The organism is Stenotrophomonas sp. AC248, from assembly GCF_979258185.1.
The window spans coordinates 925,540-949,330 of sequence record NZ_OZ409840.1; the positions used below are offsets into that span (position 1 = coordinate 925,540).

18 protein-coding genes and 6 tRNA genes are annotated in these 23,791 nt (G+C 66.9%); 17 read left to right on the top strand and 7 right to left on the bottom strand.

The window, feature by feature from the left end; translation table 11 throughout:
* Positions 1 to 221 precede the first annotated feature (221 nt).
* The 6 genes from ACZ0AE_RS04185 to ACZ0AE_RS04210 all read right to left on the bottom strand — a co-directional run bounded on the left by ACZ0AE_RS04185 (position 222) and on the right by ACZ0AE_RS04210 (position 11,394).
* Entirely contained in the window at positions 222 to 3,155 is a 2,934-nt protein-coding gene (locus ACZ0AE_RS04185) for a TonB-dependent receptor domain-containing protein (protein ID WP_463600454.1), read from the bottom strand.
* 455 nt (positions 3,156 to 3,610) lie between these two features.
* Positions 3,611 to 5,137 carry an exopolyphosphatase gene (ppx, locus tag ACZ0AE_RS04190; protein WP_038690184.1) on the bottom strand — a complete coding sequence of 509 codons (1,527 nt, stop codon included), beginning with the start codon at positions 5,135 to 5,137 and terminating at the stop codon, positions 3,611 to 3,613.
* Positions 5,138 to 5,320: 183 nt separating this feature from the next.
* Positions 5,321 to 7,402, bottom strand: coding sequence for a polyphosphate kinase 1 (gene ppk1, locus ACZ0AE_RS04195; protein ID WP_038690182.1), 2,082 nt, complete (start codon positions 7,400 to 7,402; stop codon positions 5,321 to 5,323).
* The gene (gene phoR / locus ACZ0AE_RS04200) at positions 7,399 to 8,739 is read right to left on the bottom strand and encodes a phosphate regulon sensor histidine kinase PhoR (protein ID WP_038690180.1); all 1,341 of its coding nucleotides are present in this window, start codon (positions 8,737 to 8,739) and stop codon (positions 7,399 to 7,401) included. The genes ppk1 and phoR overlap by 4 nt, the downstream gene beginning before the upstream one ends.
* A gap of 189 nt (positions 8,740 to 8,928) precedes the next feature.
* Positions 8,929 to 9,618, bottom strand: a complete 690-nt coding sequence (gene phoB / locus ACZ0AE_RS04205; RefSeq protein WP_038690178.1) for a phosphate regulon transcriptional regulator PhoB — start codon at positions 9,616 to 9,618, stop codon at positions 8,929 to 8,931.
* A 135-nt stretch (positions 9,619 to 9,753) separates the two neighbouring features.
* A complete protein-coding gene (locus ACZ0AE_RS04210; RefSeq protein ID WP_463600455.1) occupies positions 9,754 to 11,394 on the bottom strand; it encodes a M48 family metalloprotease in 1,641 nt (546 codons plus the stop codon).
* 154 nt (positions 11,395 to 11,548) lie between these two features.
* Here ACZ0AE_RS04210 and grxC point away from each other — a divergent pair, with 154 nt between their 5' ends.
* From grxC to ACZ0AE_RS04240, 6 genes are all read left to right on the top strand, one after another.
* Entirely contained in the window at positions 11,549 to 11,848 is a 300-nt protein-coding gene (gene grxC / locus ACZ0AE_RS04215; protein WP_038690174.1) for a glutaredoxin 3, read from the top strand.
* Positions 11,845 to 12,237, top strand: a complete 393-nt coding sequence (locus tag ACZ0AE_RS04220) for a carboxymuconolactone decarboxylase family protein (RefSeq protein ID WP_038690172.1) — start codon at positions 11,845 to 11,847, stop codon at positions 12,235 to 12,237. Before grxC ends, ACZ0AE_RS04220 begins: the two co-directional genes overlap by 4 nt.
* Before the next feature lie 288 nt (positions 12,238 to 12,525).
* Positions 12,526 to 13,533 (top strand): isocitrate dehydrogenase, encoded by a 1,008-nt coding sequence (locus tag ACZ0AE_RS04225; protein WP_038690170.1) that lies wholly within the window; start codon positions 12,526 to 12,528, stop codon positions 13,531 to 13,533.
* Between the two features lie 176 nt (positions 13,534 to 13,709).
* Positions 13,710 to 14,453 carry a cysteine hydrolase family protein gene (locus ACZ0AE_RS04230; protein ID WP_463600456.1) on the top strand — a complete coding sequence of 248 codons (744 nt, stop codon included), beginning with the start codon at positions 13,710 to 13,712 and terminating at the stop codon, positions 14,451 to 14,453.
* A gap of 56 nt (positions 14,454 to 14,509) precedes the next feature.
* Entirely contained in the window at positions 14,510 to 15,418 is a 909-nt protein-coding gene (locus ACZ0AE_RS04235; RefSeq protein WP_463600457.1) for a LysR family transcriptional regulator, read from the top strand.
* A gap of 26 nt (positions 15,419 to 15,444) precedes the next feature.
* Entirely contained in the window at positions 15,445 to 16,206 is a 762-nt protein-coding gene (locus tag ACZ0AE_RS04240) for a sulfite exporter TauE/SafE family protein (protein ID WP_038690164.1), read from the top strand.
* A gap of 44 nt (positions 16,207 to 16,250) precedes the next feature.
* Here the strand turns inward: ACZ0AE_RS04240 and ACZ0AE_RS04245 are convergent, their stop codons facing one another.
* Positions 16,251 to 17,009, bottom strand: coding sequence for a Bax inhibitor-1/YccA family protein (locus ACZ0AE_RS04245; RefSeq protein WP_038690162.1), 759 nt, complete (start codon positions 17,007 to 17,009; stop codon positions 16,251 to 16,253).
* Positions 17,010 to 17,184: 175 nt separating this feature from the next.
* Between ACZ0AE_RS04245 and ACZ0AE_RS04250 the strand changes: the two genes are divergently transcribed.
* The 11 genes from ACZ0AE_RS04250 (at position 17,185) to clpX (ending at position 23,707) form a co-directional block, all read left to right on the top strand.
* Positions 17,185 to 17,261 (top strand) — tRNA-Pro (locus ACZ0AE_RS04250).
* 42 nt (positions 17,262 to 17,303) lie between these two features.
* A tRNA-Arg gene (locus ACZ0AE_RS04255) sits at positions 17,304 to 17,380 on the top strand.
* A 35-nt stretch (positions 17,381 to 17,415) separates the two neighbouring features.
* Positions 17,416 to 17,492 (top strand) — tRNA-His (locus tag ACZ0AE_RS04260).
* Positions 17,493 to 17,573: 81 nt separating this feature from the next.
* Positions 17,574 to 17,649, top strand: a tRNA-Lys gene (locus tag ACZ0AE_RS04265).
* A 224-nt stretch (positions 17,650 to 17,873) separates the two neighbouring features.
* A tRNA-Lys gene (locus tag ACZ0AE_RS04270) sits at positions 17,874 to 17,949 on the top strand.
* A gap of 267 nt (positions 17,950 to 18,216) precedes the next feature.
* Positions 18,217 to 18,480, top strand: coding sequence for a hypothetical protein (locus ACZ0AE_RS04275; RefSeq protein ID WP_463600458.1), 264 nt, complete (start codon positions 18,217 to 18,219; stop codon positions 18,478 to 18,480).
* Positions 18,481 to 18,544: 64 nt separating this feature from the next.
* Complete coding sequence (locus ACZ0AE_RS04280; protein ID WP_463600459.1) at positions 18,545 to 19,894, top strand: chloride channel protein; 1,350 nt, start codon at positions 18,545 to 18,547, stop codon at positions 19,892 to 19,894.
* Positions 19,895 to 19,981: 87 nt separating this feature from the next.
* Positions 19,982 to 20,066: transfer RNA gene (locus ACZ0AE_RS04285), tRNA-Leu, on the top strand.
* Positions 20,067 to 20,303: 237 nt separating this feature from the next.
* Positions 20,304 to 21,599 (top strand): trigger factor, encoded by a 1,296-nt coding sequence (gene tig / locus ACZ0AE_RS04290; RefSeq protein WP_038690156.1) that lies wholly within the window; start codon positions 20,304 to 20,306, stop codon positions 21,597 to 21,599.
* Positions 21,600 to 21,665: 66 nt separating this feature from the next.
* On the top strand, positions 21,666 to 22,292 hold the full coding sequence (gene clpP / locus ACZ0AE_RS04295) for an ATP-dependent Clp endopeptidase proteolytic subunit ClpP (protein WP_038690153.1): 627 nt from the start codon (positions 21,666 to 21,668) through the stop codon (positions 22,290 to 22,292).
* A gap of 125 nt (positions 22,293 to 22,417) precedes the next feature.
* Positions 22,418 to 23,707 carry an ATP-dependent Clp protease ATP-binding subunit ClpX gene (gene clpX, locus ACZ0AE_RS04300; RefSeq protein ID WP_038690151.1) on the top strand — a complete coding sequence of 430 codons (1,290 nt, stop codon included), beginning with the start codon at positions 22,418 to 22,420 and terminating at the stop codon, positions 23,705 to 23,707.
* Positions 23,708 to 23,791 lie beyond the last annotated feature (84 nt).

Below are 23,791 nucleotides of genomic sequence, written 5' to 3' on the forward strand. Positions count from 1 at the left end.
ATGCCCTTGGAGGCGAAATAAAGGGGGAGGGGGCGGCCGCAGGCCGACGCCGGGGGCGTCGCCGGAAAGGGCATGGGGGCCCAGCGCCCGATCCGCCGCCGGCTGTGTGCCGGGAAAGCATCAAGGCACGTTTCTGCCTGCCCCGCAGATGGGCGAAGAACCAAAAAAAACCACGGCCCCGAAGGGCCGTGGTTGGGTGTTGCGGTATTACCGGGCAGCGATCAGAACTGCTGCTTGTACTGCATGTACACGAAGCGACCGATGTCGAAACCGCCGTAGTACGAGTACACCGAGTTCGGCTTGGTGTACATCACCGGGCCGAGACGGTTGAACACGTTGTTGGCGCCGATCGACACGGTGGCGTTCCACGGCAGCTTGTAGCGCGCCTGCACGTCGTGGAAGGTGACCGAGCCACGCTCGTTGTAGTTGCGTGCGCCCTTGTACCACGGTGCATACACGCCCGGATCGGAACACTCGTCCGGATGGTTCGGCAGGCTCAGGCACTGCTCCTTCACACCGGAGTAGTAACGCGCGCTCCAGCTGACGCCGAAGTTCTCCAGATCCCAGCCCACGGTGGCGTTGGAGCGCACGCGGAAGCCGATGCCGGTGTTGGCGGCGATGCCGTTGATGGTGGTCGGCACGGTCGCCGCGTCGTTGGACGAACGGTAGATGTTCGAGCTGACGTAGGTGGTCGACCAGGAGGTGCTCAGCTTGCCGTAGTCGGTATCCAGACGGTAGCTCAGGTCCATGTCGTAGCCTTCGGTCTCGGCGAAACCGGCATTGCGGTTGCCGAACTTCAGGCCAGTGACGATGCCGGTGACCGGATCACGCGAGAAGCGGGCGCAACGCGACTCGATGTTCTGCTCGTAGCAGTCGATCAGGATCTGATTCGGGCTGTCGGAGACGATCGTGTTGTCGATGCGGATCTTCCACCAGTCCAGCGACACATTGAAGTTGCTGATGAAGGTGGGGCTCCAGACCACGCCCAGCGTCTTGCTGGTCGAGGTTTCCGGCAGCAGGTTGGGATTCGAGCCGGAGGTGAACGGGACCGGCGTGGCCGCGCTCGAACCCGAGGTGGGCTGACGGGTCGAATCAAGCTGACGGAAGGTGGCGACGTTGGCGATGTCCTGCGCGCAACGGGCACGCACGCTGCTGCTGCTCTTGGCCGAGCCATACACGCTGTCGCACGGATCGGTGAAGGTCGCGAAGGTTTCCGAACCGCCACCGAACAGGTCGTTGATGGTCGGGGCACGGAAGCCCTCGGCCCAGGTACCACGCACCAGCAGCTGGTCCAGCGGACGCCACTTGAAGCCGAACTTGCTGTTGAGGGTGTCACCGAAGGTGTTGTAGTCCGAGTAGCGGGTCGCGGCGCTGAAGCTCAGCTCCTTGGCACCCGGCAGGTCGGCCAGCACCGGCACGTTCAACTCCAGGTACGCTTCCTTCACCTTGTACGCGCCACCGGTCGGGCCTGCGGCCAGGTTGGTGGTCGCGCCGGTCTGGGCGAGCGCATCGGGGACGAACTTGCCGTTCTCTTCGCGGTTTTCCAGGCCGAACGCGAAGCCGACATCGCCGGCCGGCAGGGTGAACGCGCTGCCGCTGAGGTTGGCGAACCAGTTCTTGGTCGAGGTCTGACCGGTGGCGTTCTCTTCCGGGAACAGCCAATCCTGCAGCGCCTGGTTGCCGTCCAGACCGTACGGGTTCTGCACGCCGTACGGCACCAGCGGGTTCCACACCATGCAGTTGGCCTTCGGGGCGGCAGCGCTGCCGCACTCGACCTTGCCGGTCGCGGTGTTCAGGTACGACGGCCCCACCGCATCAATGACGCGCTGCTTGTGCAGGTTGCCGGTGGTGTGCTGGGTCAGCTCGTTCTTGCTGTACTGGTAGCCCACTTCCCAATCGAAGTAGCGCTCGCCCAGGTCGAACGAGCCCTCGAAGGAGGCCACGGCACGGTAGGTCTTCAGCTCGCTGGTGCTGGTACGCGGCAGTTCCCAGGTACGACGGTTCCACTGCATCGCGGTCGGGGCAGCGTAGCCGTTCTTGTTGCCGAACGGGTTGAAGTAGCTGTCGATCGACATATTGCCGACGTTGTTGGCCCCCAGCGCGCTGGAGGCCAGCGGGTAGCCGGCGGTGACGCGGGTCGACTCACGCTTGTTGTAACCGAGTTCGGTCTTGAAGCGGACGTTGTCGGTGATGTCGGCCTGGCCGGAGAAGAACACCGAGTCACGCTTGATCGGATAGCTCAGGTGCATCTGATCGTTGGTGTTGCTGGTGTCACCGGTGAACGCGGCCGGGTCGGTCAGGTGGTAGTTGCCCGGCTTGGTCGGATCGGCGCCACGGTTGAGCGAGTAGTCGCAACCGGCAGTCTTGGTGCAGCCCGGGCCGCCCTTCAGGCCGGTGAACTGGCCCCACTGGCTGGTGGTGGTCCAGCCTTCGGTCGGGTGGCGGTCGGTGTTGCTGTACTGGCTGAAGCCGCGGTCACGCGCCCACACGGCCTTTTCTTCCGAATGCTCGGCGGCGAAGGTGGCCGAGAGGCGGTCGTTGGACCAACCGGCAACCACGTCGAAGCGGTCACGCGCGCCGTCGCCTTCGCTGAACTGGCCGTGGTAGACGTTGGCGGTCACGCCGTTGACGTTGCTGCGGGTGATGATATTGACCACGCCGGCCATGGCGTCGGAGCCGTAGATGGCCGAGGCGCCGTCCTTCAGGATCTCGATGCGCTCGATCGCCGACACCGGCAGGACCGACAGGTCCTGGTAGCCGGAGGTGCTGATGCCCAGGCGACGACCGTTGACCAGCACCAGCGTGCGCTGGGTACCCAGGCCGCGCATGTCGACGTAGGTACCGCCGGCATTTTCACCGGCGGTCAGCACGTTGGCACGGCTGATCGTCGGGCTGCCCATGGCGGTGACGTTCTGCAGGATGTCCGAGACCGAGCTGAAGCCCTGGCGCTCGATGTCCATGCGGGTCAGCGCCAGCACCGGCTGGGCGGTTTCCACGTCGACCTGGCGGATGCGCGAACCGGTGATCTCGATGCGGTCAAGGTTGGTTGCTGCCGGCGCGTCCTGTGCCATCGCCGGGGCGGCCATCAGGCCTGCGGTGCCGGCGACCAGGGCATAGCGGATCGCCTGCCCCAGTACGTTGGTGCGTGAATTCATGTGGCTCTCTCTCTCGTTTGGAACTGGATCAAAAAGAGTCGGCGGGCCCAAGTTCCCGCGTCCCCAAAAATCCGACCGTGTGAAGGCCGGTTCCTTGATCATAGTCTCGGTCGTTAATACTTTGTAAATAGTCCGCGAAGAAATTCTCACGGTCTTCTAACGAGCGAGACAAAACTGCAAGAGAAGCAATGACTTGTCGTGGCGGTTCAGGGGGCGCTACGTATCGGTTTGTGTCGAAATGTAGCAATTTGATGCAATGCGGCATGGTTCCCGCGCAAATCCCCCCGCGCCCGGCAGCTGGAGCGGCTGGCAAACGGCCACGACGAAGCCGCCGCCCGCCGGGGTGGGGCGCGGTCAGGGCAAGGGGACATGGTGGGACTACCGCCGCCCGGTACCGCCACGCGGCACAGAAGACGCAGGGAGGGCGGCCCGCGGCGGTGCGCGGGCCGCTGAACTCAGGCCACGAACGGCCGGAACTGCACGCCCAGCCCGGCCATGCCCTCGGTTTCACCGATCAGGTCGGCGCGCAGCAGCGGCCGCGCATCGATGTAGGCCTGCGGCAGGATCAGTGCCAGGCGGCTGTCGTCGGCGGTCAGTTCCAGCGCCGGCATCGGGGTTTCCTCGTGGGCGCGGTTGAGCAGCACCGCCAGCCGCAGCAGCGCGGTCATGCGCCGTGCCGGTTGCAGCAGGCGCTCTGGCAGCGCCTCGAACGCCGACTTGGAGATGTTGCGGCGGTGGCTGCGGACCAGCGCGGCCAGCAGTTGCTGTTCCTGCCGCGAGAAGCCGGCGATGTCCGAGTTCTCCAGCACGTAGCTGCCGTGCACGTGGTAACCGCTGTGGGCGATCATCAGACCCAGCTCGTGCAGGCGCGCGGCCCAGCCGAGCATGCGCGCGTCGTCGGGGTCCAGCGCCCAGCTGTCTTCCACCTGGGCCAGCAGGTTCATCGCGGTGTGCTCGACGCGGTCGGCCTGCACGATGTCGATGCCATAGCGCAGGGTCAGCGCGGCCACCGATTCGTCGCGCAGGTCGTTTTCGCTGGCGCGGCCCAGGATGTCGTACAGGATGCCTTCGCGCATGGCCGCCTTGCTGACCAGCAGCTTCTGCAGGCCCAGCGCCTGGAAGGCCGCCTCCAGCACCAGGATGCCGCCGGCGATGATCGGGCGGCGGTCGGCCGACAGCCCGGGCAGGTTGATGTCTTCGATGCGCTTGGCCTTGAGCAGCTCATCGCGCAGCTGCGGCAGGGCTTCGGCGGTGATCGCGCCCTTGCTCAGCTTCATGGTGGCGCAGATCTCGCTGATCGCCTTGTGCGTGCCCGACGAGCCCAGCGCTTCGTGCCAGCCCAGCGCCCGGTACTTGTTGGCGAACTGCTGGAACTCCGCGCCGATCTCGGTCAGCGCATCCTTCCAGCGCTTGCGGCTGAGCTTGCCGCCCGGGAAGAACCGGCGCGTGCTGGCGATGCAGCCGGCCTGCAGGCTTTCGCGTTCCAGGGTCTGCATGCCCTGGCCGATGATGAATTCGGTGGAGCCGCCGCCGATGTCGATCACCAGCCGGCGCTGGTCCGGCTTGGGCGGCTGCGCGTGGGCCACGCCCAGGTAGATCAGGCGGGCCTCTTCGCGGCCGCTGACCACTTCGATGGCATGCCCGAGCGCGGTCTCGGCCGGCATCAGGAAGGCCTGCGGCGAGCGCAGCTGGCGCACGGTGTTGGTCGCCAGCGCGCGCACCCGGACCGAGGGAATGGCGCGGATGCGCTGGCCGAACCGCGCCAGGCATTCCAGCGCGCGCTGGCGCGCCTCGGCGGACAGGCCGCCCTTGCCATCCAGGCCATCGGCCATGCGCACGGTCTCGCGCAGGCGGTCGACCACCCGCAGCTGCCCGAGCGTGTAGCGCGCGATGACCATGTGGAAACTGTTGGAACCCAGGTCGATGGCGGCGAGCAGGTCGCCATCCTGCAGGGCGGGCGGAGTCGTGGAGGTATGCGGCATTTGCGAATGTTAGCCGAAGGGTGGGTCGCGAAGTCACCGCGCGCCCTTCACATGGGCAGGCTGCGACGACCGGTCGCATCGAAGGGGGCAGGCGGCTGCCCGGCCGGTAGGTGCCGACCGTTGGTCGGCACGCAAGAACGTACCGACTCGGGCTATCAACGCGTACCGACCAACGGTCGGTACCTACAGGCCCTGCATCAACGCCATCTGCGCCGCGTGCGGCGGCTCGTCGTGGTCCGGGGTGCACTTCCGGTAGCTGCCGTCGGCCTGCAGCTGCCAGGCGTTGAGGTTGTCGTCCAGGTAGTTCTGCAGCACGTCACGGTAGACCTTGCGCGCCAGCTCCGGGTCCAGGATCGGGAAGCAGGTTTCCACCCGGCGCAGCAGGTTGCGCTCCAGCCAGTCGGCACTGGCGCAGTAGAGCTCGGCGGCGCCATCGTTGCCGAACCAGTAGACACGGCTGTGCTCCAGGAACCGGCCGACGATCGAACGCACCCGGATGTTGTCCGACACCCCGGGCACGCCCGGGCGCAGGGTGCAGGCGCCCCGCACGATCAGGTCGATCTGCACGCCGGCCTGGGAGGCGGCATACAACGCGCGGATCACCTGCGGCTCGTTGAGGGCGTTCATCTTGGCGATGATCCGGCCCGGGCGACCACTGGTGGCCAGGCGGGTCTCGCGTTCAATACGCTGCAACAGGCCGGGGTGCAGGGTGAACGGCGATTGCAGCAGGCGCTTGAGCTTGGTTCGCGGCGCCAGGCCGGACAGCTGCTGGAAGAGCAGGTGCACGTCGTTGCCGATGTCCGGGTCGGCGGTGATCAGGCTCAGGTCGGTATACGCGCGTGCGGTACCGCTGTGGTAATTGCCGGTGCCCAGGTGCACATAACGGCGCAGCTTGCGGCCCTCGCGGCGCACGATCAGCAGCATCTTGGCGTGGGTCTTGTAGCCCACCACGCCGTACACCACCTGCACGCCGGCTTCCTGCAGGCGGTCGGCCAGGCCGAGGTTGGCCTCTTCGTCGAAGCGCGCCCGCAGTTCCACCACCACGGTGACGTCCTTGCCATTGCGCGCGGCCTGGATCAACGCATCGACAATCTGCGAATCCTTGCCGGTGCGGTACAGCGTCTGCTTGATCGCCAGCGCGTTGGGATCCACCGCGGCCTGCTTGATCAGGTCCAGCACCGGGGTGAACGCATCGAACGGATGGTGCAGCAGCACGTCCTTGCGCGCCACCACGTCGAAGATGCCGTCGCCGTCGCGCAGCACGCGCGGGCTGAGGGTGGGGTACTTCAGTTCCGGGCGGGCCAGCAGGTCGTACAGCTGGATCACGCGGTTGAGGTTGACCGGCCCGTCGATGCGGTACACCGCGTTTTCGGTCAGGCCGAAATTCTGCAGCAGCGTGCGCACGATGTCGCGCGGGCAGTCCTGCGCGATCTCCAGGCGCACCGCCGGCCGGTAGCCGCGGTCGACCAGCTCGTCGCGCAGCGCCAGCGCCAGGTTTTCCACTTCTTCCTCGTCCACCACCAGTTCGGAATTGCGGGTCACGCGGAACTGGTAGGCGCCCTGGACTTCCATGCCCGGGAACAGTTCGTCGACGAACGTGGACAGCACCGAGGACAGGAACACATAGGTCTGCGGGCCGCCGAGTTTTTCCGGCAGCTGGATGATGCGCGGCAGCGAGCGTGGCGCGCGCACGATGGCCAGGTGGCCGGCGCGGCCGAACGCATCGGTGCCCTTGAGCACCACCACGATGTTCAGCGACTTGTTGAGGATCTTCGGGAACGGGTGCGACGGATCCAGCCCCAGCGGCGACAGCACCGGCATGATCTCGTTGCGGAAATAGGCGCGCAGCCAACGCTTCTGGCGGTGGTTCCAGGAGTGCCGGCCAAGCACGTCGATGCCGGCGTCGTGCAGTGCCGGGCGCAGGGTTTCATTCCAGCAGCGGTACTGCTGGTCCACCAGCTGTGCGGCGCGATCGTGGATCGCGTTGAGAATCGCCTGCGGGGTCATGCCATCCGGGGCCGGCGGCAGCCCGAACTCCTGCGCATGGCGGACCGCGGCGGCGCGGATCTCGAAGAACTCGTCCAGGTTGGTGCAGGAAATGCACATGAAGCGCAGCCGCTCCAGCAGCGGCACCTGCGTGTCCATCGCCTGGGCCAGCACGCGGAAGTTGAAATCCAGCTGCGACAGCTCGCGGTTGATGTACAGCGCCGGGTCACGCAGTGGATCGTTGTCCACAGGCACGGCGATGGGAACGAGAGTGCTCATGCGGAAAGGTCTTCGGAAGAGGAAAGGGAGGCCGCGTCGGCGCGCTCGCGGACGTGGTCGGCATCGAAGTGGCACGCAAACACGCTGCCCTTGCCGACCTCGCTCTGGATCTCCAGGCGTGCATGGTGCAGGCCCAGGATGTGCTTGACGATCGACAGGCCCAGGCCGGTGCCACCGCTTTCGCGCGAACGGCTGCTGGACACCCGGTAGAACCGTTCGGTCAGGCGCGGCAGGTGGGTGGCGGGAATGCCGTAACCGGTGTCGCGCACGCTGAGCACCACGCCCTGGCCCTCGCGCGCCAGCTCTACTTCGACCCGGCCACCGGCCGGGGTGTAGCGCACCGCGTTGGTGACCAGGTTGGAGAAGGCGCTGTGCAGTTCCTTGTTGGAGCCCTGCAGATCGACCCCGGCACTGTCGATCACGCTGATCTGGTGGCGGCCCTGGCTGTGCGCCTCGGCCTCACGGCGCAGCGTGGCCAGCATCGGCGCCATCGCCACGGTCTCTTCTTCGGTGTGTTCCTGCGATTCCAGCCGCGACAGGGTGAGCAGGTCTTCGACCAGCTGGGCCATGCGCTGGGACTGCTTGCGCATCTCTTCCAGCATCGGGCCGGTGCCGGGGAAGTCCTCCGGCTCCATCATGTCCAGGTAGCCGTGCACCACTGTGAGCGGCGTGCGCAGTTCATGGGACACATTGGCCACGAAGTCGCGGCGCACCTGTTCCAGCCGCAGCAGCTTGCTCACATCGCGTGCGATCAGCAGCCAGTAGTCCGGCGAGTAGGGAATCAGGCGCAGGTTGAGCCGGATCGCCGGGTCGACCGGGGAGGGCACGTCCAGGATCGGTTCGGCATTGCGCCCGCCGGCGAGCCAGTGGGCCAGCGGCATCGGTTGCAGGCGCTCGACCAGAGCCTCGCCCAGGTCACCGGGATGGTGCAGGCCCAGCAGCGAGGTGGCCGCTTCGTTGAACCACTGCACGCGCTGGCTGTTGCGGTCCACCACCACCACCGCGTCGGGCAGGGCGGCGGCGGCGGCGCGGTAGCTGCGCAGCATGTCCAGCAGGCGCCGCTTGCGCGTGCGCATTTCCAGCTGGTTGCGGTACAGCAGGCGGTCCAGTTCGTTCCACACGCCGTTGCCGCCGCCCATGTCCCAGCGCTGCCGGGCGGTCAGCCGGCGCAGCACCCGGCGCAGCCGCCAGTAATGCCAGGCCAACGCGCCGATGGAGGCCAGCGCGATGCACATCCACACATGGCCGGTGAGCAGCCCCAGCACGCCGGCGGCGAGCAGCAGCAGGGCGAGGGTGGCCAGTGTCTTCAACCAGGCAGAACGGATGTGGCGCGGCATTGCGGTCTCGCGGAAAGTGCGGTCCCCGGTGTGATCCGGGGAGAGCGGGGCGCTGCCCCGCTACCAAACGTGGAGCGGGACTCTACCCCGCTGCGTAGGGCGGGACTCTACCCCGCTGCGTAGAGCGGGGCTCTGCCCCGCTGCTGCAGCTGCTGCAGCTGCCTGAGCCTAGCAGAAGCAGCGCCGTGATCAGGTCGAGGTGGAGAAGCGATACCCGGCGCCGCGCACGGTCTGCACCATGTTTTCCGCCGCGAACGGTTCCAGCGTCTTGCGCAGCCGGCGGATGTGCACGTCGATGGTGCGTTCCTCCACGTAAACGCTGCCGCCCCACACATGGTCCAGCAACTGGGCGCGGGTATAGACGCGCTCGGGGTGGGTCATGAAGAAGTGCAGCAGGCGGTATTCGGTGGGGCCGATCGGCACCGGCTGGTCGCCAGCGAACACGCGGTGGGCGGCGCCGTCGATGCGGATCGAACCGACCGCCACGCTGCCATCCTCGTCATCGTCGCGGGCGCGGCGCATCACCGCGCGGATCCGGGCCAGCAGTTCGCGGGCCGAGAAGGGCTTGACCACGTAGTCGTCGACACCGGCTTCCAGGCCGCCGACGCGATCGTTCTCTTCGCCTCGCGCGGTCAGCATGATGATCGGCACCTCGCGGGTGAGGGCCTCCTTGCGCCAGCGCCGGGCCAGGTCCAGCCCGCTGGTGCCCGGAAGCATCCAGTCCAGCAGGATCAGGTCGGGGACGCGATCGGCGATCGCCGTCTGCGCTTCGCGCGCATCGCCGGCATGGATGGGGTCGTAGTCGCCCTTGCGGAGGGCGAAGGCGACCATTTCGCGGATCGCGGGTTCGTCATCGACGATCAGAATGCGTTTCTGCACGTGCGCACCGTATTGCTTATCAGACCGGGATTGAGCCCAGTAGACTACGGTTTCATGACATGTTTGTGACGACCGGGGCGGCGATCGATGCCGATTGCCATGCGCTGGTCATCTGCCGGCAGCGCGGTCGCCGGCTCAACGCCGTTCCAGCTCCGGGTCGCTGATGCCCTGGCGGCGCATTTCGAGCACGGTCGGGGTGATGGTCTCGATGCGCGCATCCACCCGCGCGCGGCCGACATAGTCCAGCCCGGGCTGCTTCTTCAGGGCCTGCAGCTGGATCAGCGCCTGCTCCGGCCGGCCGTTCAGGTAGGCCGCCTCGGCGTACGCCTCGCTGGCCCGTACGGTGTCGCCGGCCAGTTCGCTGGCCCGGGCATAACGCAGCTGGAACACCGGATCATTGCCGCTTTGCGACAGCAGCGGGCGCAGCATCGCCTGCGCGCGCTGGCCGGCCTCGCGGCCGCCCTGCTCGTTGAGGATTTCGGCGTAGGTCAGGGCCACCGGGCGGCTGCCGGGGTGCTGGCGCAGCAGCGTCTCGAAGCGGGCGTTGGCCTGGGCGGCCTGGCCGGCGCGCGACTCGGCCTGGCCCAGCGCCACCGCGACCCACAGGTTGTCGGGATGGTCGCCCAGCAGCGCGACAAGGTCGGTACGGGCCTGCGCGGCCCCGCTGTTGCGCAGCCGTGCCAGGGCCAGGCCGTAGCGCTGCGCCGGGCTCAAGCCGTCCTTCTGCGCGCGCTGCAGGTTTTCGTACTCGCGCACCACGTCGCCCGGCGTATCGGCGCTGAGCACCCGCAGGCGTTCGCGCGCCCATTCGAACTGGCCGCTGGCGCCCCGGCTGAGGGCATTCACCGACAGCTGCATCGAGGCCGGCAGCAGCGGGTTGCCGCGTCGCACGATCGGGTCGGACAGGGCCGGGTCGGCGGGGTTCACCCGTTCCTGGCGGACCCCACCGGGAACCTCGGTGGTCAGCAGCACGGTGTCCTTCTTCATCTGCTCGGCGCGGGACTTGGCCTCGCTGATGCGGGTGGTGTTGACCGGGTGGGTCTGCAGGAAGTCGGGCACCGAGTAGCCGCCGGCGTTGCCGCGCATCGAGGCGGACATGCGTTCGAAGAAGCCGGCCATCGCATCCACGTCGTAGCCGCTGCGGGCCAGCGTGCGGATGCCCAGACGGTCGGCTTCGGATTCGTTGCTGCGGGTGTAGTTGATCTGGCGCTGCTGCATCAGGCCCATGCCCGAGGTGATCGCGGCCATGGTCGCATCGCCGGAGGAGCTGCCGCCGGCCTGCTGCGCGGCGACCACCGCCGCCAGCATGCCCAGCAGGATCGGGATCTGGTCGCGCTGGGCGCGCTCCACCCCGCGCAGCACGTGCTGCTGGGTGACATGGGCGATTTCGTGGGACAGCACTGCGGCCACCTCATCCTCGCGTTCGGCGGTCAGCACCAGGCCCGCGTTGACCCCCACATAACCGCCCAGCGTGGCGAAGGCGTTGATCTGCCGGTCCTTGAGCATGAAGAACGTGTAGGACTGGCGCGGCTGGGCACTGTTGGAGCCCAGCCGGGTGCCGATGTTCTGCAGCCAGTCGTCCACCAGCGGGTCGTCCAGCAGGAAGCCGTAGTTGCGCAGCTCGCGCAGCATCATCCCGCCGTACTCGGCCTGGCGCGCCGGGGTCAGCAGTTCCCCGGCCGACGACCCGATGTCCGGCAGCTTGGAGTCCTGGGCCGAGGCCAACGGCGTGGCCAGGGCGAGGGTGAGCGCGGCGGAGAGCAGCAGAGGGCGCAAGTGAAGCTCCAGGACGGGCAGGGCGGGGAACCAGGGCGGCAGCGTGACAGGCCCCATGCCAATCTGCGGTTAATCCACAGTGTTGCGGTCATGACATGGAAAAACCAGCGGCCAGCTACCATATACAGACACTCGTTTGTCCGTGGAGTTTCCCGTGAGCCAAGATGTTGCGTCCAACCCGGGTGGGGCCCCCGCCATCACCATCTATTCCACCGCCGTCTGCCCCTACTGCGTGGCCGCCAAGAACTTCCTGAAGAGCAAGGGGCGCGACTGGACCGAAGTGCGGATCGACCTGGACCCGGTCGAGCGCGACAAGATGATGGCCAAGACCCGCCGCACCAGCGTGCCGCAGATCTTCGTCGGCGACGTCCACGTGGGCGGCTATGACGACATGATGGCGCTGCACCGGGCCGGCAAGCTGGAACCGCTGCTGGCCGGCGAGGGCCAGGCGTGAGCGCGGCCGACGACGGCAGCAAGGACCGCATCGCCGAGTTCACCGAATTCCGCCAGCGCATGAACCAGCGCATCCTGGGCGAGCCCAACCAGGTGGTCCGCCGCTTCTTCGCGCTGGACACCCAGACCTACCAGGCCGGCGCGCTGGATGTGAAGACCAAGGAGCTGCTGGGCCTGGTCGCCTCGATGGTGCTGCGCTGCGATGACTGCATCAGCTACCACGTGGCCCAGTGCAAGGACGCCGGGGTGACCCGCGAGGAGTTCTTCGAGACGTTCTCGGTGGGCCTGGTGGTCGGCGGCTCCATCGTGATTCCGCACCTGCGCCGCGCGGTCGATTTCCTGGACCAGCTCGAAGGCGGCGCCGCCGCACCGGCTGTTCACGAACATTGAGGTTGGGGCGGCCGCGGCGCTGCCCTCCCTGATGACGCCGGCGACGCGCCGGCGGGTTTCTGTTCATGTTCGGCATTGGGTGCCCACCGACCAACGGTCGGTGGCTACCGGTGGGGCGCTGGCTGCCGGTGTGTGGGGCTGTCTGGTTGCCGGCCAGCGGCCGGCACTACCAATGGCGGATTTGGGTCCGTTGGGCGGGTCAGGCATAATTGCCGATGAAACTTCCCTTGCGCCCGTGCTCCGCGTAGCTGACGGACGGCGCTCCCCCTCGGTTCGGAATACACATCAATGACGCAGAAAATCACGGTCATCCGCGGTGACGGCATCGGCCCGGAGATCATGGACGCTACCCTGTTCGTGCTCGGCAAGCTGGACACCGGCTTTGAATACGAAGACGCCGACGCCGGCTTGGTCGCGCTGGAAAAGCACGGCGACCTGATGCCCGCTTCCACGCTGGAATCGATCGCACGCAACAAGATCGCCCTGAAGAGCCCGCTGACCACCCCGGTCGGTGGCGGCTTCACCTCGATCAACGTCAGCCTGCGCCGTCACTTCGACCTGTACGCCAACGTGCGTCCGGCCGTGTCGTTCCCGAACACCAAGTCGCGCTTCGGCGACGGCGTGGACCTGATCACCGTGCGTGAGAACACCGAAGGCGCCTACCTGGCTGAAGGCCAGGAAGTGTCGGCCGACGGCGAGACCGCGTTCTCCGGTACCCGCATCACCCGCAAGGGCTCCGAGCGCATCGTGCGCTACGCCTTCGAGCTGGCCCGCAGCACCGGCCGCAAGAAGGTCACCGCCGTGCACAAGGCCAACATCATCAAGTCGACCTCGGGCCTGTTCCTGGCCGTGGCGCGCGAAGTGGCGGCCAAGTACCCGGACATCGAGTTCCAGGAAATGATCGTCGACAACTGCTGCATGCAGCTGGTGATGCGTCCGGAACAGTTCGACATCATCGTGACCACCAACCTGTTCGGCGACATCATCTCCGACCTGTGCGCTGGTCTGGTGGGCGGCCTGGGCCTGGCCCCGGGTGCCAACATCGGTGAGAACGCGGCCATCTTCGAAGCCGTGCACGGCACCGCGCCGGACATCGCCGGCCAGGGCAAGGCCAATCCGTGCGCGCTGCTGCTGGCGGCCGCGCAGATGCTGGACCACGTCGGCCAGACCGACAACGCCGAGCGGCTGCGCAAGGCCATCGTCGCCACCCTGGAAGCCAAGGATTCGCTGACCGGCGACCTCGGCGGCACCGGCAACACCATGGGCTTCGCCCAGGCCATCGCCAGCCGCCTGTAAGCGGTCGGTCGACATCGGCAGAGTCCACAACGGGGCGCCTTCGGGCGCCCCGTTGCGTTGGGGGCCTGGGACGTTATCTGTGCGAATTGGGCACAGATTCTGTGCGGTCAGAGGGCTGGTTAGTGCGAGATCCGCGCAGCATCCTGTGCCCACTTTCCACGCGCAGGAACACCACGATGAACCTCACCGCCTTCGGCCTTGCCAGCCTGGCCGGCATGGCTGCCACCGCCCCGGTGGCAGCCGCCGAACCGACCCATCCCACCATCCGCCACCTGGCCGGTGCCCCGGCGATCGCCGCGCTGGACGCCGCCAAGACCGCCGTGCTGGTGATCGATGTCCAGAACGAGTACTTCGATGCCCATGCCGCGGCAGGCTTTGCCGGGGGCCGCATGGTCATTCCCGACGGCGTGGCCGCACTGCGCCAGACCCGCCGCGTGGTCGACTTCGCCGATACCCACGGCATCCGCGTCATCCACGTGCAGCATGTGCTGCCGGCGGGCGCGCCGCTGTTCGCGCAAGGCAGCGTCAACGTCGCCTTCCATCGCGACATGCAGCCGCGCAGTGGCGAAACCGTCATTGAGAAGGACAACGTCAGCGTCTTCGCCGGTGGCTCGGCCGCAGTGCTGGACAAGGCGCTCAAGGACGCCGGCATCGACACGTTGATCATCACCGGGCTGCAGACCCATGCCTGCGTCGTCGGTGCCGCCCGCGATGCGGCGGCCGCGCCGCGCGGCTATCGCGTCCTCGTGGCGTCCGACGCCAGTGCCAGCCGCGACCTGGACCTGGCCGACGGCAAGCGCATCGGCCACCGCGCGCTGCACGAGGCGTCGCTGGCGCAGATCCAGGATGCGTTCGGCGATGTCATGGCCACCGACGCGATCCTGGCCCTGCCGGTGCGCGAGGCCGGCAACGGCGCTTGATAAGCTGGCGGGGCCCGCAACCGCGGGTCCTGCCACCCACCTGGAGCTGCCTGTCGATGGACCACTTCGCCGCCCTGCGCGCGCTGCGCGCCATCGTCGAGGCCGGCAGCTTCAGTGCGGCCGCCGAGCGGCAGGGGACCACCCACTCGTCCATGTCGCGGCAACTGCGGCAGCTGGAAGAGCATCTGCAGGTCCGGTTGCTCGATCGCACCACCCGGCGGCTGTCGCTGACCGAGGCCGGGCGTGACTATTACCGCGATGCCGTGGCCTTGCTGGAGCGGCTGGAACTGGCCGACGACCGCGCCCGCGCCGTGCAGGCAGCGCCGAGCGGCCGGGTGCGGATCAGCGTGCCGCAGGTCGTTGCAAGCCAGGAGCTGGCGCACTGGTTGCCCGGTTTCCTGGCCCGCTATCCGCAGGTGTCGCTGGACCTGTGCGCCGACGACCAGCTGGTCGACGTGGTCGGTGGCGGTTTTGACATGGCCCTGCGCATTGCCGCCACCTTGCCCGACAGCCAACTGGTGGCGCGCGAGCTGGCCTGCTGCCCGCGCATCCTGGTGGCCGCACCGGCCTACCTGGCCCGGCATGGTTTGCCGCGCCAGGTGGCCGACCTGCACGCCCATACGCTGCTGGCGTTCCAGCCCGGCGCCGCCAGCACCCCGTGGCACCTGCACGGGCCGCGGGGTGCACAGGCCAGCGTGGACGCCGGCCAGCGCCTGCGCGTGGATGCCACGCCCGCCCTGTACGCCGCCGTGCAGGCGGGCATGGGCATCAGCCTGTTCACCGCGTTGACCGTGCAGGACGACCTGCGCGCCGGTCGCCTGATCCGCGTGCTGCCGGGATGGCATGCCGGTGAGCGGCGCTACTTCGCGCTGTACCCGCACGCACGTTCGCTGGCACCGAAGGTGCGCGCGCTGGTGGACTACCTGGCCGCGCATTACGCTGGGCTGGTCAGCGCGGCCGTCTAGCGGTCGCCCAGCAACGGGACGCGTGAATGGATTCGGTGTATCTGGTGGTCGCGCTGGGCGCGATCGTGGCGGGGTTCGTGCAGGGCCTGTCGGGCTTTGCGTTCGGCATGGTGGCGATGTCGTTCTGGGCGTGGACCCTGGACCCGCGGCTGGCGGCCACGTTGTCGGTGTTCGGTGCGCTGGTGGGTCAGTTGCTGGCGGTGTTCACCGTACGCCGTGGCTTCAACCTGCGGCTGCTGCTGCCGTTCGTGCTGGGCGGATTGGCAGGCATCCCACTTGGCGTGGCGGTGTTGCCGCACCTGGACATGGCGTGGTTCAAGGCGCTGCTGGGTGGGTTTCTTGCGCTGTGGTGCCCGGTGATGCTGATGGCGCGTTCCCTGCCGCCGATCACCGTCGGTGGTCGCCTGGGCGACACGGTGGCCGGCATGGCCGGTGGTGTGCTCAGCGGCATCGGTGGCTTCGCCGGGCCGGTGCCAACGCTCTGGGCCACGCTGCGCGGCTTCGGCAAGGACGAGCAGCGAGCGGTCATCCAGAACTTCAACCTGTCCATGCTGCTGGTCACCATGGGCGTGTACCTGGGCAGTGGCGTGGTCACCCGCCAGATGCTGCCGTACTTCGCCATCGTCGCGCCGGCCATGCTGGTGCCGACGCTGCTCGGTGCCCGTCTCTACATCGGCATCAGCGAAGCGCGCTTCCGCCAGATCGTGCTGGGCCTGCTGACCGCCTCGGGCGTGGCGCTGCTGGCCTCGGCAGTGCCCACGCTGCTGGCCCGCCAGGCCGGCGCATGAAAAGGGCGCCCGAAGGCGCCCTTGGGTGTTTCCCTGGTGGTGATTCAGCGCTGCTGGATCTTCGACAGCAGGCGCAGGAATTCCACGTACAGCCACACCAGCGTCACCATCAGGCCGAACGCGCCGTACCACTCCATGTACTTCGGTGCGCGTGCTTCGGCACCGGTTTCGATGAAGTCGAAATCCAGCACCAGGTTCAGCGCGGCCACCACCACCACGAACAGGCTGAAGGCGATACCGACCCAGCCGCCTTCATGGATCATCGGGATGTTGATGTTGAAGAAGCCCAGCACGAACGAGGCCAGGTACAGCAGCGCGATGCCGCCGGTCGCGGCGACCACGCCGAGCTTGAAGTTCTCGGTGACCTTGATCAGCCCGCTGCGGTAAGCGGCCAGCATCACAAACAGCGTGCCGAAGGTGAGCATCACCGCCTGCATCACGATGCCCGGGAACTTGGCGTTGAACAGGGCCGAGATGGACCCCAGGAACAGGCCTTCCACCAGCGCGTACATCGGCGCGGTCACCGGCGACCATTCCTTTTTGAACACCGTCACCAGCGCCAGCACCAGGCCGCCGATCGCACCGCCCATCGCGTACAGCATGGCGCTGGAGGTGGGCAGGCCGGAGGCGTCGATGGCCTGGCTCCACGCGTACGCCGCGGTCAGCACGGTCAGCAGCAACAGCACGCCGGTCTTGTTGACGGTGCCATTGATGGTCATCACCTGATCGGGCGAAGTCACCACCGAGCCGCTGGCCAGGTCGAGGAACGTCGATTCGGAAAGTGCGGGGTTGCCGCTGCGCATTGCCAATCTCCTTGAAGGGTAGGGTGCCGACCATCCGGCCGCTGTGCCGAGAATAGCCGATACGCTGTTGCCGGATCGGGGCATGCACGACAACGTGAAAAAAGCGTTGACAGATGCCGCGCACATTCCCACAATAGCCGACTCTTTCGGGGGGAACCTCGAGGGATCAAACCGCCGGGGTATAGCGCAGTCTGGTAGCGCGCCTGCTTTGGGAGCAGGATGTCGGGGGTTCGAATCCCTCTACCCCGACCAAGCCTGCTCAAAACAGGATTGAAATGCGATAATCCAGCCAGGGCGCCCGTAGCTCAACTGGATAGAGCACCGGCCTTCTAAGCCGGCGGTTACAGGTTCGATTCCTGTCGGGCGCACCATCAGGTGCATGCGTCAGGAAGCAAAGGTTTCAGTGGTGGCTGTAGCTCAGTTGGTTAGAGTTCCGGATTGTGATTCCGGAGGTCGGGGGTTCGAGTCCCCTCAGCCACCCCACTGATTTGAAACTGGTTCGCCGAAAGTGAATCAGGGTTGCAAAAGACGACACACGCGTTACAATGTGCGTCTGAGTTTTCAGGGCTGTTAGCTCAGTTGGTAGAGCAGTTGACTCTTAATCAATAGGTCCAAGGTTCGAATCCTTGACAGCCCACCAAGACAGAAGCCATCTGGTTATCCAGGTGGCTTTTTTCTTGCCTGCGGTTCTGTGGGCGTTGGTAGTGCCGAGCCACGCTCGGCAACCACGTAGAGCCGAGCGGGATCGAAGCTCTGCCAGCCGGGCAGAGCCCGGCTCTACCGCGGAGCGGTGTTTCTCGCCCGTTTAGAAAAAGTGCTTGCATCCCCGGCGGGAAATCCAGCATAATTCGCCTCCCGATTTTCGGGCTGTTAGCTCAGTTGGTAGAGCAGTTGACTCTTAATCAATAGGTCCAAGGTTCGAATCCTTGACAGCCCACCAAGACGAAAGCCACCTGGTCATCCAGGTGGCTTTTTTCTTGCCCGGCGTTCGCGTGCGACGCAACCCGGTAGTGCCGAGCCACGCTCGGCAACGGTCCAACGCGCCAGGATCTCCATCGCGCACGGAGTTGCCATGACTTCCCGCCGCCCGCCGCGCCGAACACGTCAAGGCGTTTTCCCAACCTGCAACGCCGCGCACGGTCTGTGCCTGGCAACCGCGTTTCACTCGACGTACCGCGCCAATGGCGCCTGTTCGAGGGCAGCAACGATGACTCTTCCCACTATCGCCGGACTCATGCTGGCCGCCTTTGCCGGTACCGCGCTGGCGGCCGACGCGCCGCCGCAGGCCGCGCCGCCGTCGGTGCAGGCGCAGTACGCCACCACGGTGGTTCGCCATGACATGGCGCCGGGCACGTTCGTGCCTGCCATCCCGCTCGCAGACGTGCCCGCCCATCCTTACGCGCAGACCGTGCTGCGTACCGACCTGGCCGACGGTGACTTCCAGCCCGCCCAGGCCGTGCCAACCGACTGATTCGGCCGCCGCTGCCGCCAGTCACTGCACATCGCGTGGATCGGTCCGGTGGAACACTATCGGCATGGATACCCCGTCACCTTCGTCGCGCACGCGCTGGCTCGGCTCGCGGCAGCAATGGTTCGAGCGCCTGGCGCTGTGGGGCGGGGCAGTGGCGGTGGCGCTGGCCGCCATCCTGTTCGCCAAGGCCAGCGACGCGGCATTCGCGCTGTTCCGGCGCATCTACGATGCCTCGCCGTGGTGGCCGCTGCTGCTCACCCCGGCCGTGTTCGCCCTGTTGGCCTGGCTCACCCACGGTGCGCTCAAGCCCACCCGCGGCAGCGGCATTCCGCAGGTGATCGCCGCGTTGGACAAACCCGATGCCGACTTCCGCCAGCGCAACCTGTCGTTGCCGGTGTCCGCGGGCAAGCTGGGGCTCACGGTGCTGGCCTTGCTGGGCGGGGCGTCGGTCGGGCGCGAAGGCCCCACCGTGCATGTCGGGGCCAGCCTGATGTACGTGATCGGGCGTGCGCTGGGCTTCCGCGACCCGCGCCACGCCGGCCACTTCCTGCTGGCCGGTGGTGCGGCGGGTATCGCGGCGGCGTTCAACACCCCGCTGGCCGGCGTGGTGTTCGCCATCGAGGAGCTGTCCGGGCGGCTGGAGCATCGCTTCTCGGGCGCGCTGCTGACCGCGGTGATCGTCGGCGGCGTGGTTTCGCTGGGGCTGCTGGGCAACTACACCTATTTCGGCCGGGTGGATGTGGCACTGCCGCTCGGCATGGGCTGGCTGGCGGTGCTGTTGTGCGGGGTGGTCGGTGGTCTGGCCGGGGGGCTCTTCAGCCGCGTGGTGCTGGCCGCGATGGACGGACGCCCGCGCTGGCTGGGGCGGGCGCGGTCGGCGCGACCGGTGCTGTTCGCCGCCGCCTGCGGGCTGCTGCTGGCACTGCTTGGGCTGGTGTTCGGCGCGGGCGCGTTCGGCACCGGGTACGAGCAGGCCCGCGGCCTGGTGCAGGGGCAGGCGCTGGTCGGACACGAATTCGGCCTGATGAAGCTTGCCGCCAACCTGGTGTCCTACATCGCCGGCATCCCGGGCGGGCTGTTCTCGCCCGCGCTGGCCGTCGGCGCCGGCATCGGCCACAACCTGGCCGCGCTGCTGCCCGGGGTGGACCCGTCGGCGGTGGTGCTGCTGGGCATGTGTGCCTACCTCACCGGCGTCACCCAGGCGCCGCTGACCTCGGCGGTCATCTCCATGGAGCTGACCGACAACACCGACATGCTGCTGCCGATCCTGGCGGCGGTGCTGCTGGCCCGCGCGGTGTCGTCGCTGGTCTGCCGCCAGCCCATCTACCGCGCGCTGGCGCAGCGGTTGCTGGAAGCCATGCCCGCCGCGCCCGTGCAAGCGCCAGCCGCGCCGCCGGGCCGGCCAGAGGCCTGAATGCGTGGCGCGCCGCCGGCCGGTGGCGCCGACAGCGCTTTTTCTTTGGCTCCAGCCCTGCAACAATGGTGGGCTGAGCATCTGCTCGCGAAAGTGGCGGAATTGGTAGACGCCCTGGATTTAGGTTCCAGTGCCGCAAGGCGTGGGGGTTCGAGTCCCCCCTTTCGCACCATCCCATTCCCGGCGCTGGCCGGCACCATGACGATGGGCACGTCCCGGATCCCGGGAGACGGCGGCATGCTGCCCTGGTGCGCCTTCACGGCCGCGCCCGGCCCGCGCTGGCGGCGCTGGCCGTTATCGGCGAAACTACAGGGCTGCGGCGGGCATGCGCGTCAACGACCCCGCGTTCTAAACCCGTTCCATCCATCACATCGTGCCGGGGGCGTTGCCGCCGGTGGCAGGAGTCAACATGCAAGCTTCGATCGAATCCACTGGCAATCTGGAACGCCGCCTGACCTTCTCGCTGCCGGAAGACCGCCTGCAGACCCACATCAGTGGCCGTCTGGGCGAAATCGCCCGCACCGCGCGGATCAAGGGCTTCCGCCCGGGCAAGATCCCGGCCAAGGTGATCGAACAGCGTTTCGGCCAGCAGGTCCGCAGCGAAGCCGTCGACGGCCTGCTGCGCGAGACCTTCGATGCCGCCCTGCGTGAGCACGAGCTGCGCATCGCCGGCACCCCGCGTATCGACAAGGGCGAGGAAGGCGAATTCTCCTTCGTGGCCACCGTCGAGCTGATTCCGGACTTCGGCGACGTGGACGTCAGCAAGCTGACCGTGGTGCGCCACACCGCCGACATCAGCGATGCCGACATCGACCAGATGATCACCAACCTGCGCGAACAGCGCCGCAGCTGGAGCCCGGTCACCCGTGGCGCGCAGGAAGGCGACCTGGTCGCGCTGGAAACCTTCTCCCAGGCCGGCGATGAGCGCCTGCCGGCCGAAGGCAGCGAAAAGGGCAGCGTCATCGTGGGCCAGGGCATGATGTTCGAGCAGATCGAGCAGGGCCTGGTCGGCATGACCAAGGGTGAAGAAAAGACCCTGGACGTCGAATTCCCGGCTGACTGGCGCGTGCCGGCCCTGGCCGGCAAGCAGGTCAAGGTCACGGTCAAGGCCGTGGACGTCTCCGCCCCGGTGCTGCCGGACGTGGACGAAGACTTCATCAAGAGCTTCGGCGTGAAGGGCGGTGACGAGGAGCAGTTCCGCAAGGACATCCGCGCCAACCTGGAGCGCGAGCTGAAGGGCGCCCTGATGAACCGCCTGCGCCGTGAAGTGGGCGAGCAGCTGATCGCCGCCTATGCGTCGGTGGAAATGCCGCCGCGCCTGGTCGAGAACGAAGCCCGTGCCATGCTGGGCCAGCAGATCGAGCAGATCCGCCGCAGCGGCCGCAACCCGGGCGAAATCCCGGCCGATGCCCATGAAGGCTTCAAGGACGCCGCCGCCAAGCGCGTGCTGGTCGGCCTGCTGGTGGGCGAAGTGGCCCGCAAGAACGACCTGCGCCTGGATCCCAAGCGCCTGAATGAAACCATGCGCCTGATCGCCTCGACCTACGAAGAGCCGGAGCAGGTCATTGAGATGTACCGCAATGACCCCCAGCTGATGAGTGGGCTGCAGAATCGCGTGATGGAAGAGCAGGTGATCGACTGGATCGCCGAGCGCGCCCAGCACACCGAAGAACAGCTGTCGTTCCAGGACGCGATCCGCCAGTAAGCGGCCCGCGTTTTACGCCCCGCGCCCCGGCGCGGGGTTGTTCCCCCCAAAATAGGTGCCTCACTAATGGACAACCGAACCACAGCCCTGAACATGGTTCCGATGGTGGTCGAACAGACCAGCCGCGGCGAGCGCGCCTATGACATCTATTCGCGCCTGTTGAAAGAGCGTCTGATCTTCCTGGTTGGCCCGATCGACGATCACATGGCCAACGTGGTGGTGGCGCAGCTGCTGTTCCTGGAAGCGGACAACCCGGAAAAGGACATCAGCATCTACATCAACTCGCCCGGTGGCGTAGTCACCGCCGGCATGGCGATCTACGACACCATGCAGTACATCAAGCCGGACGTGAGCACCATCTGCGTCGGCCAGGCCGCCTCGATGGGCGCGCTGCTGCTGGCATCCGGCGCGGCCGGCAAGCGGTATGCGCTGCCGAACTCGCGGGTGATGATCCACCAGCCGCTGGGCGGCTTCCAGGGCCAGGCCACGGATATCGACATCCATGCCCGTGAAATCCTGACCCTGCGCTCGCGCCTGAACGAGGTGCTGGCCAAGCACACCGGCCAGTCGCTGGAGACCATCGCGCGCGATACCGAGCGCGACAACTTCAAGAGCGCCGCCGATGCGGTGGCTTACGGTCTGGTCGATCAGGTGCTTGAACGCCGTCCGGAAGAGTCGATCACCCCGGCGTGATGACGCATCCAGGCCGGCAAACCGGCTTGTTTCCGCAGGGTCGGGCGGACTGGTGTCCCCCCGACCCTGTGTTATTCTCGAATCGAACCCCCGTTCAGCGGGTGGGGTAACTGGGTAAGCGAAGCATGAGCGAAGACCGCCAAGGTCGTTCCACGGACACCGGCAAGATCCTCTACTGCTCTTTCTGCGGAAAGAGCCAGCATGAGGTGCGCAAGCTGATTGCGGGCCCGAGCGTGTTCATCTGCGATGAGTGCGTGGAGCTGTGCAACGACATCATCCGTGAAGAACTTGAGGAAAAGGCGCAGTCGGCGCGCAGTTCGCTGCCCAAGCCGCGCGAGATCCTCGAGGTCCTTGACCAGTACGTGATTGGCCAGAACCGGGCCAAGCGCACGCTGGCCGTGGCTGTGTACAACCACTACAAGCGCATCGAGAGCCGGCAGAAGAACGACGAGGTCGAACTGGCCAAGTCGAACATCCTGCTGGTCGGCCCGACCGGTTCGGGCAAGACGCTGCTGGCCGAAACCCTGGCCCGCCTGCTCAACGTGCCGTTCACCATGGCCGACGCCACCACGCTGACCGAAGCCGGTTACGTGGGCGAGGACGTGGAGAACATCATCCAGAAGCTGCTGCAGAAGTGCGACTACGACGTCGAGAAGGCACAGCAGGGCATCGTCTACATCGATGAAATCGACAAGATCTCGCGCAAGAGCGAGAACCCGTCGATCACCCGTGACGTGTCCGGCGAAGGCGTCCAGCAGGCCCTGCTGAAGCTGATCGAAGGCACCGTGGCCAGCGTGCCGCCGCAGGGCGGGCGCAAGCATCCCCAGCAGGAATTCCTGCAGGTGGACACCAAGAACATCCTGTTCATCTGCGGCGGTGCGTTTGCCGGGCTGGACAAGGTGATCCAGGCGCGTTCCAACGATTCGGGCGGCATCGGCTTTGGTGCCAAGGTCAAGAGCGCCGAGCGCAAGCAGGAAATCGGCAAGGTGCTGGCCGAAGTCGAGCCGGAAGACCTGATCAAGTTCGGCCTGATCCCGGAATTCGTCGGCCGCCTGCCGGTGGTTGCGACCCTGGAAGAGCTGGACGAGGCCGCCCTGGTGCGCATCCTCACCGAGCCGAAGAACGCCATCACCAAGCAGTTCAAGAAGCTGTTCGAGATGGAACACGTCGAGCTGGAGTTCCGCCCCGACGCCCTGGCCGCGATCGCCCGCAAGGCGCTCAAGCGCAAGACCGGTGCCCGTGGCCTGCGTACCATCGTCGAATCGGTCCTGCTGGACACCATGTACGACCTGCCGTCGGCCGAGAACGTCAGCAAGGTCGTGGTGGATGAATCGGTGATCGAGCACAAGTCCGAGCCGTACCTGATCTACCAGACGCCACCGGCGCCTGAACAGAAGGCGGCTGGCGCTGAATAATCGGTTCAAGCAATTGAATTGATAGAAGTTTTTCAGAACAGCTTGCATCTAGAAGCCGATGGCCCCATAACGAGGCCATCGGCT

Bases quoted from the DNA above. Each gene is read 5' to 3' on its own strand.
- ACZ0AE_RS04275 (WP_463600458.1), top strand. From the start codon at position 18,217: ATGACTCTTCCCACTATCGCCGGACTCATGCTGGCCGCCTTTGCCGGT.
- clpP (WP_038690153.1), top strand. From the start codon at position 21,666: ATGGACAACCGAACCACAGCCCTGAACATGGTTCCGATGGTGGTCGAA.
- ACZ0AE_RS04245 (WP_038690162.1), bottom strand. From the start codon at position 17,009: ATGCGCAGCGGCAACCCCGCACTTTCCGAATCGACGTTCCTCGACCTG.
- ACZ0AE_RS04280 (WP_463600459.1), top strand. From the start codon at position 18,545: ATGGATACCCCGTCACCTTCGTCGCGCACGCGCTGGCTCGGCTCGCGG.
- ACZ0AE_RS04230 (WP_463600456.1), top strand. From the start codon at position 13,710: ATGAACCTCACCGCCTTCGGCCTTGCCAGCCTGGCCGGCATGGCTGCC.
- ACZ0AE_RS04235 (WP_463600457.1), top strand. From the start codon at position 14,510: ATGGACCACTTCGCCGCCCTGCGCGCGCTGCGCGCCATCGTCGAGGCC.
- ACZ0AE_RS04185 (WP_463600454.1), bottom strand. From the start codon at position 3,155: ATGAATTCACGCACCAACGTACTGGGGCAGGCGATCCGCTATGCCCTG.
- ACZ0AE_RS04225 (WP_038690170.1), top strand. From the start codon at position 12,526: ATGACGCAGAAAATCACGGTCATCCGCGGTGACGGCATCGGCCCGGAG.
- phoR (WP_038690180.1), bottom strand. From the start codon at position 8,739: ATGCCGCGCCACATCCGTTCTGCCTGGTTGAAGACACTGGCCACCCTC.
- tig (WP_038690156.1), top strand. From the start codon at position 20,304: ATGCAAGCTTCGATCGAATCCACTGGCAATCTGGAACGCCGCCTGACC.
- clpX (WP_038690151.1), top strand. From the start codon at position 22,418: ATGAGCGAAGACCGCCAAGGTCGTTCCACGGACACCGGCAAGATCCTC.
- ppk1 (WP_038690182.1), bottom strand. From the start codon at position 7,402: ATGAGCACTCTCGTTCCCATCGCCGTGCCTGTGGACAACGATCCACTG.
- ACZ0AE_RS04240 (WP_038690164.1), top strand. From the start codon at position 15,445: ATGGATTCGGTGTATCTGGTGGTCGCGCTGGGCGCGATCGTGGCGGGG.
- ppx (WP_038690184.1), bottom strand. From the start codon at position 5,137: ATGCCGCATACCTCCACGACTCCGCCCGCCCTGCAGGATGGCGACCTG.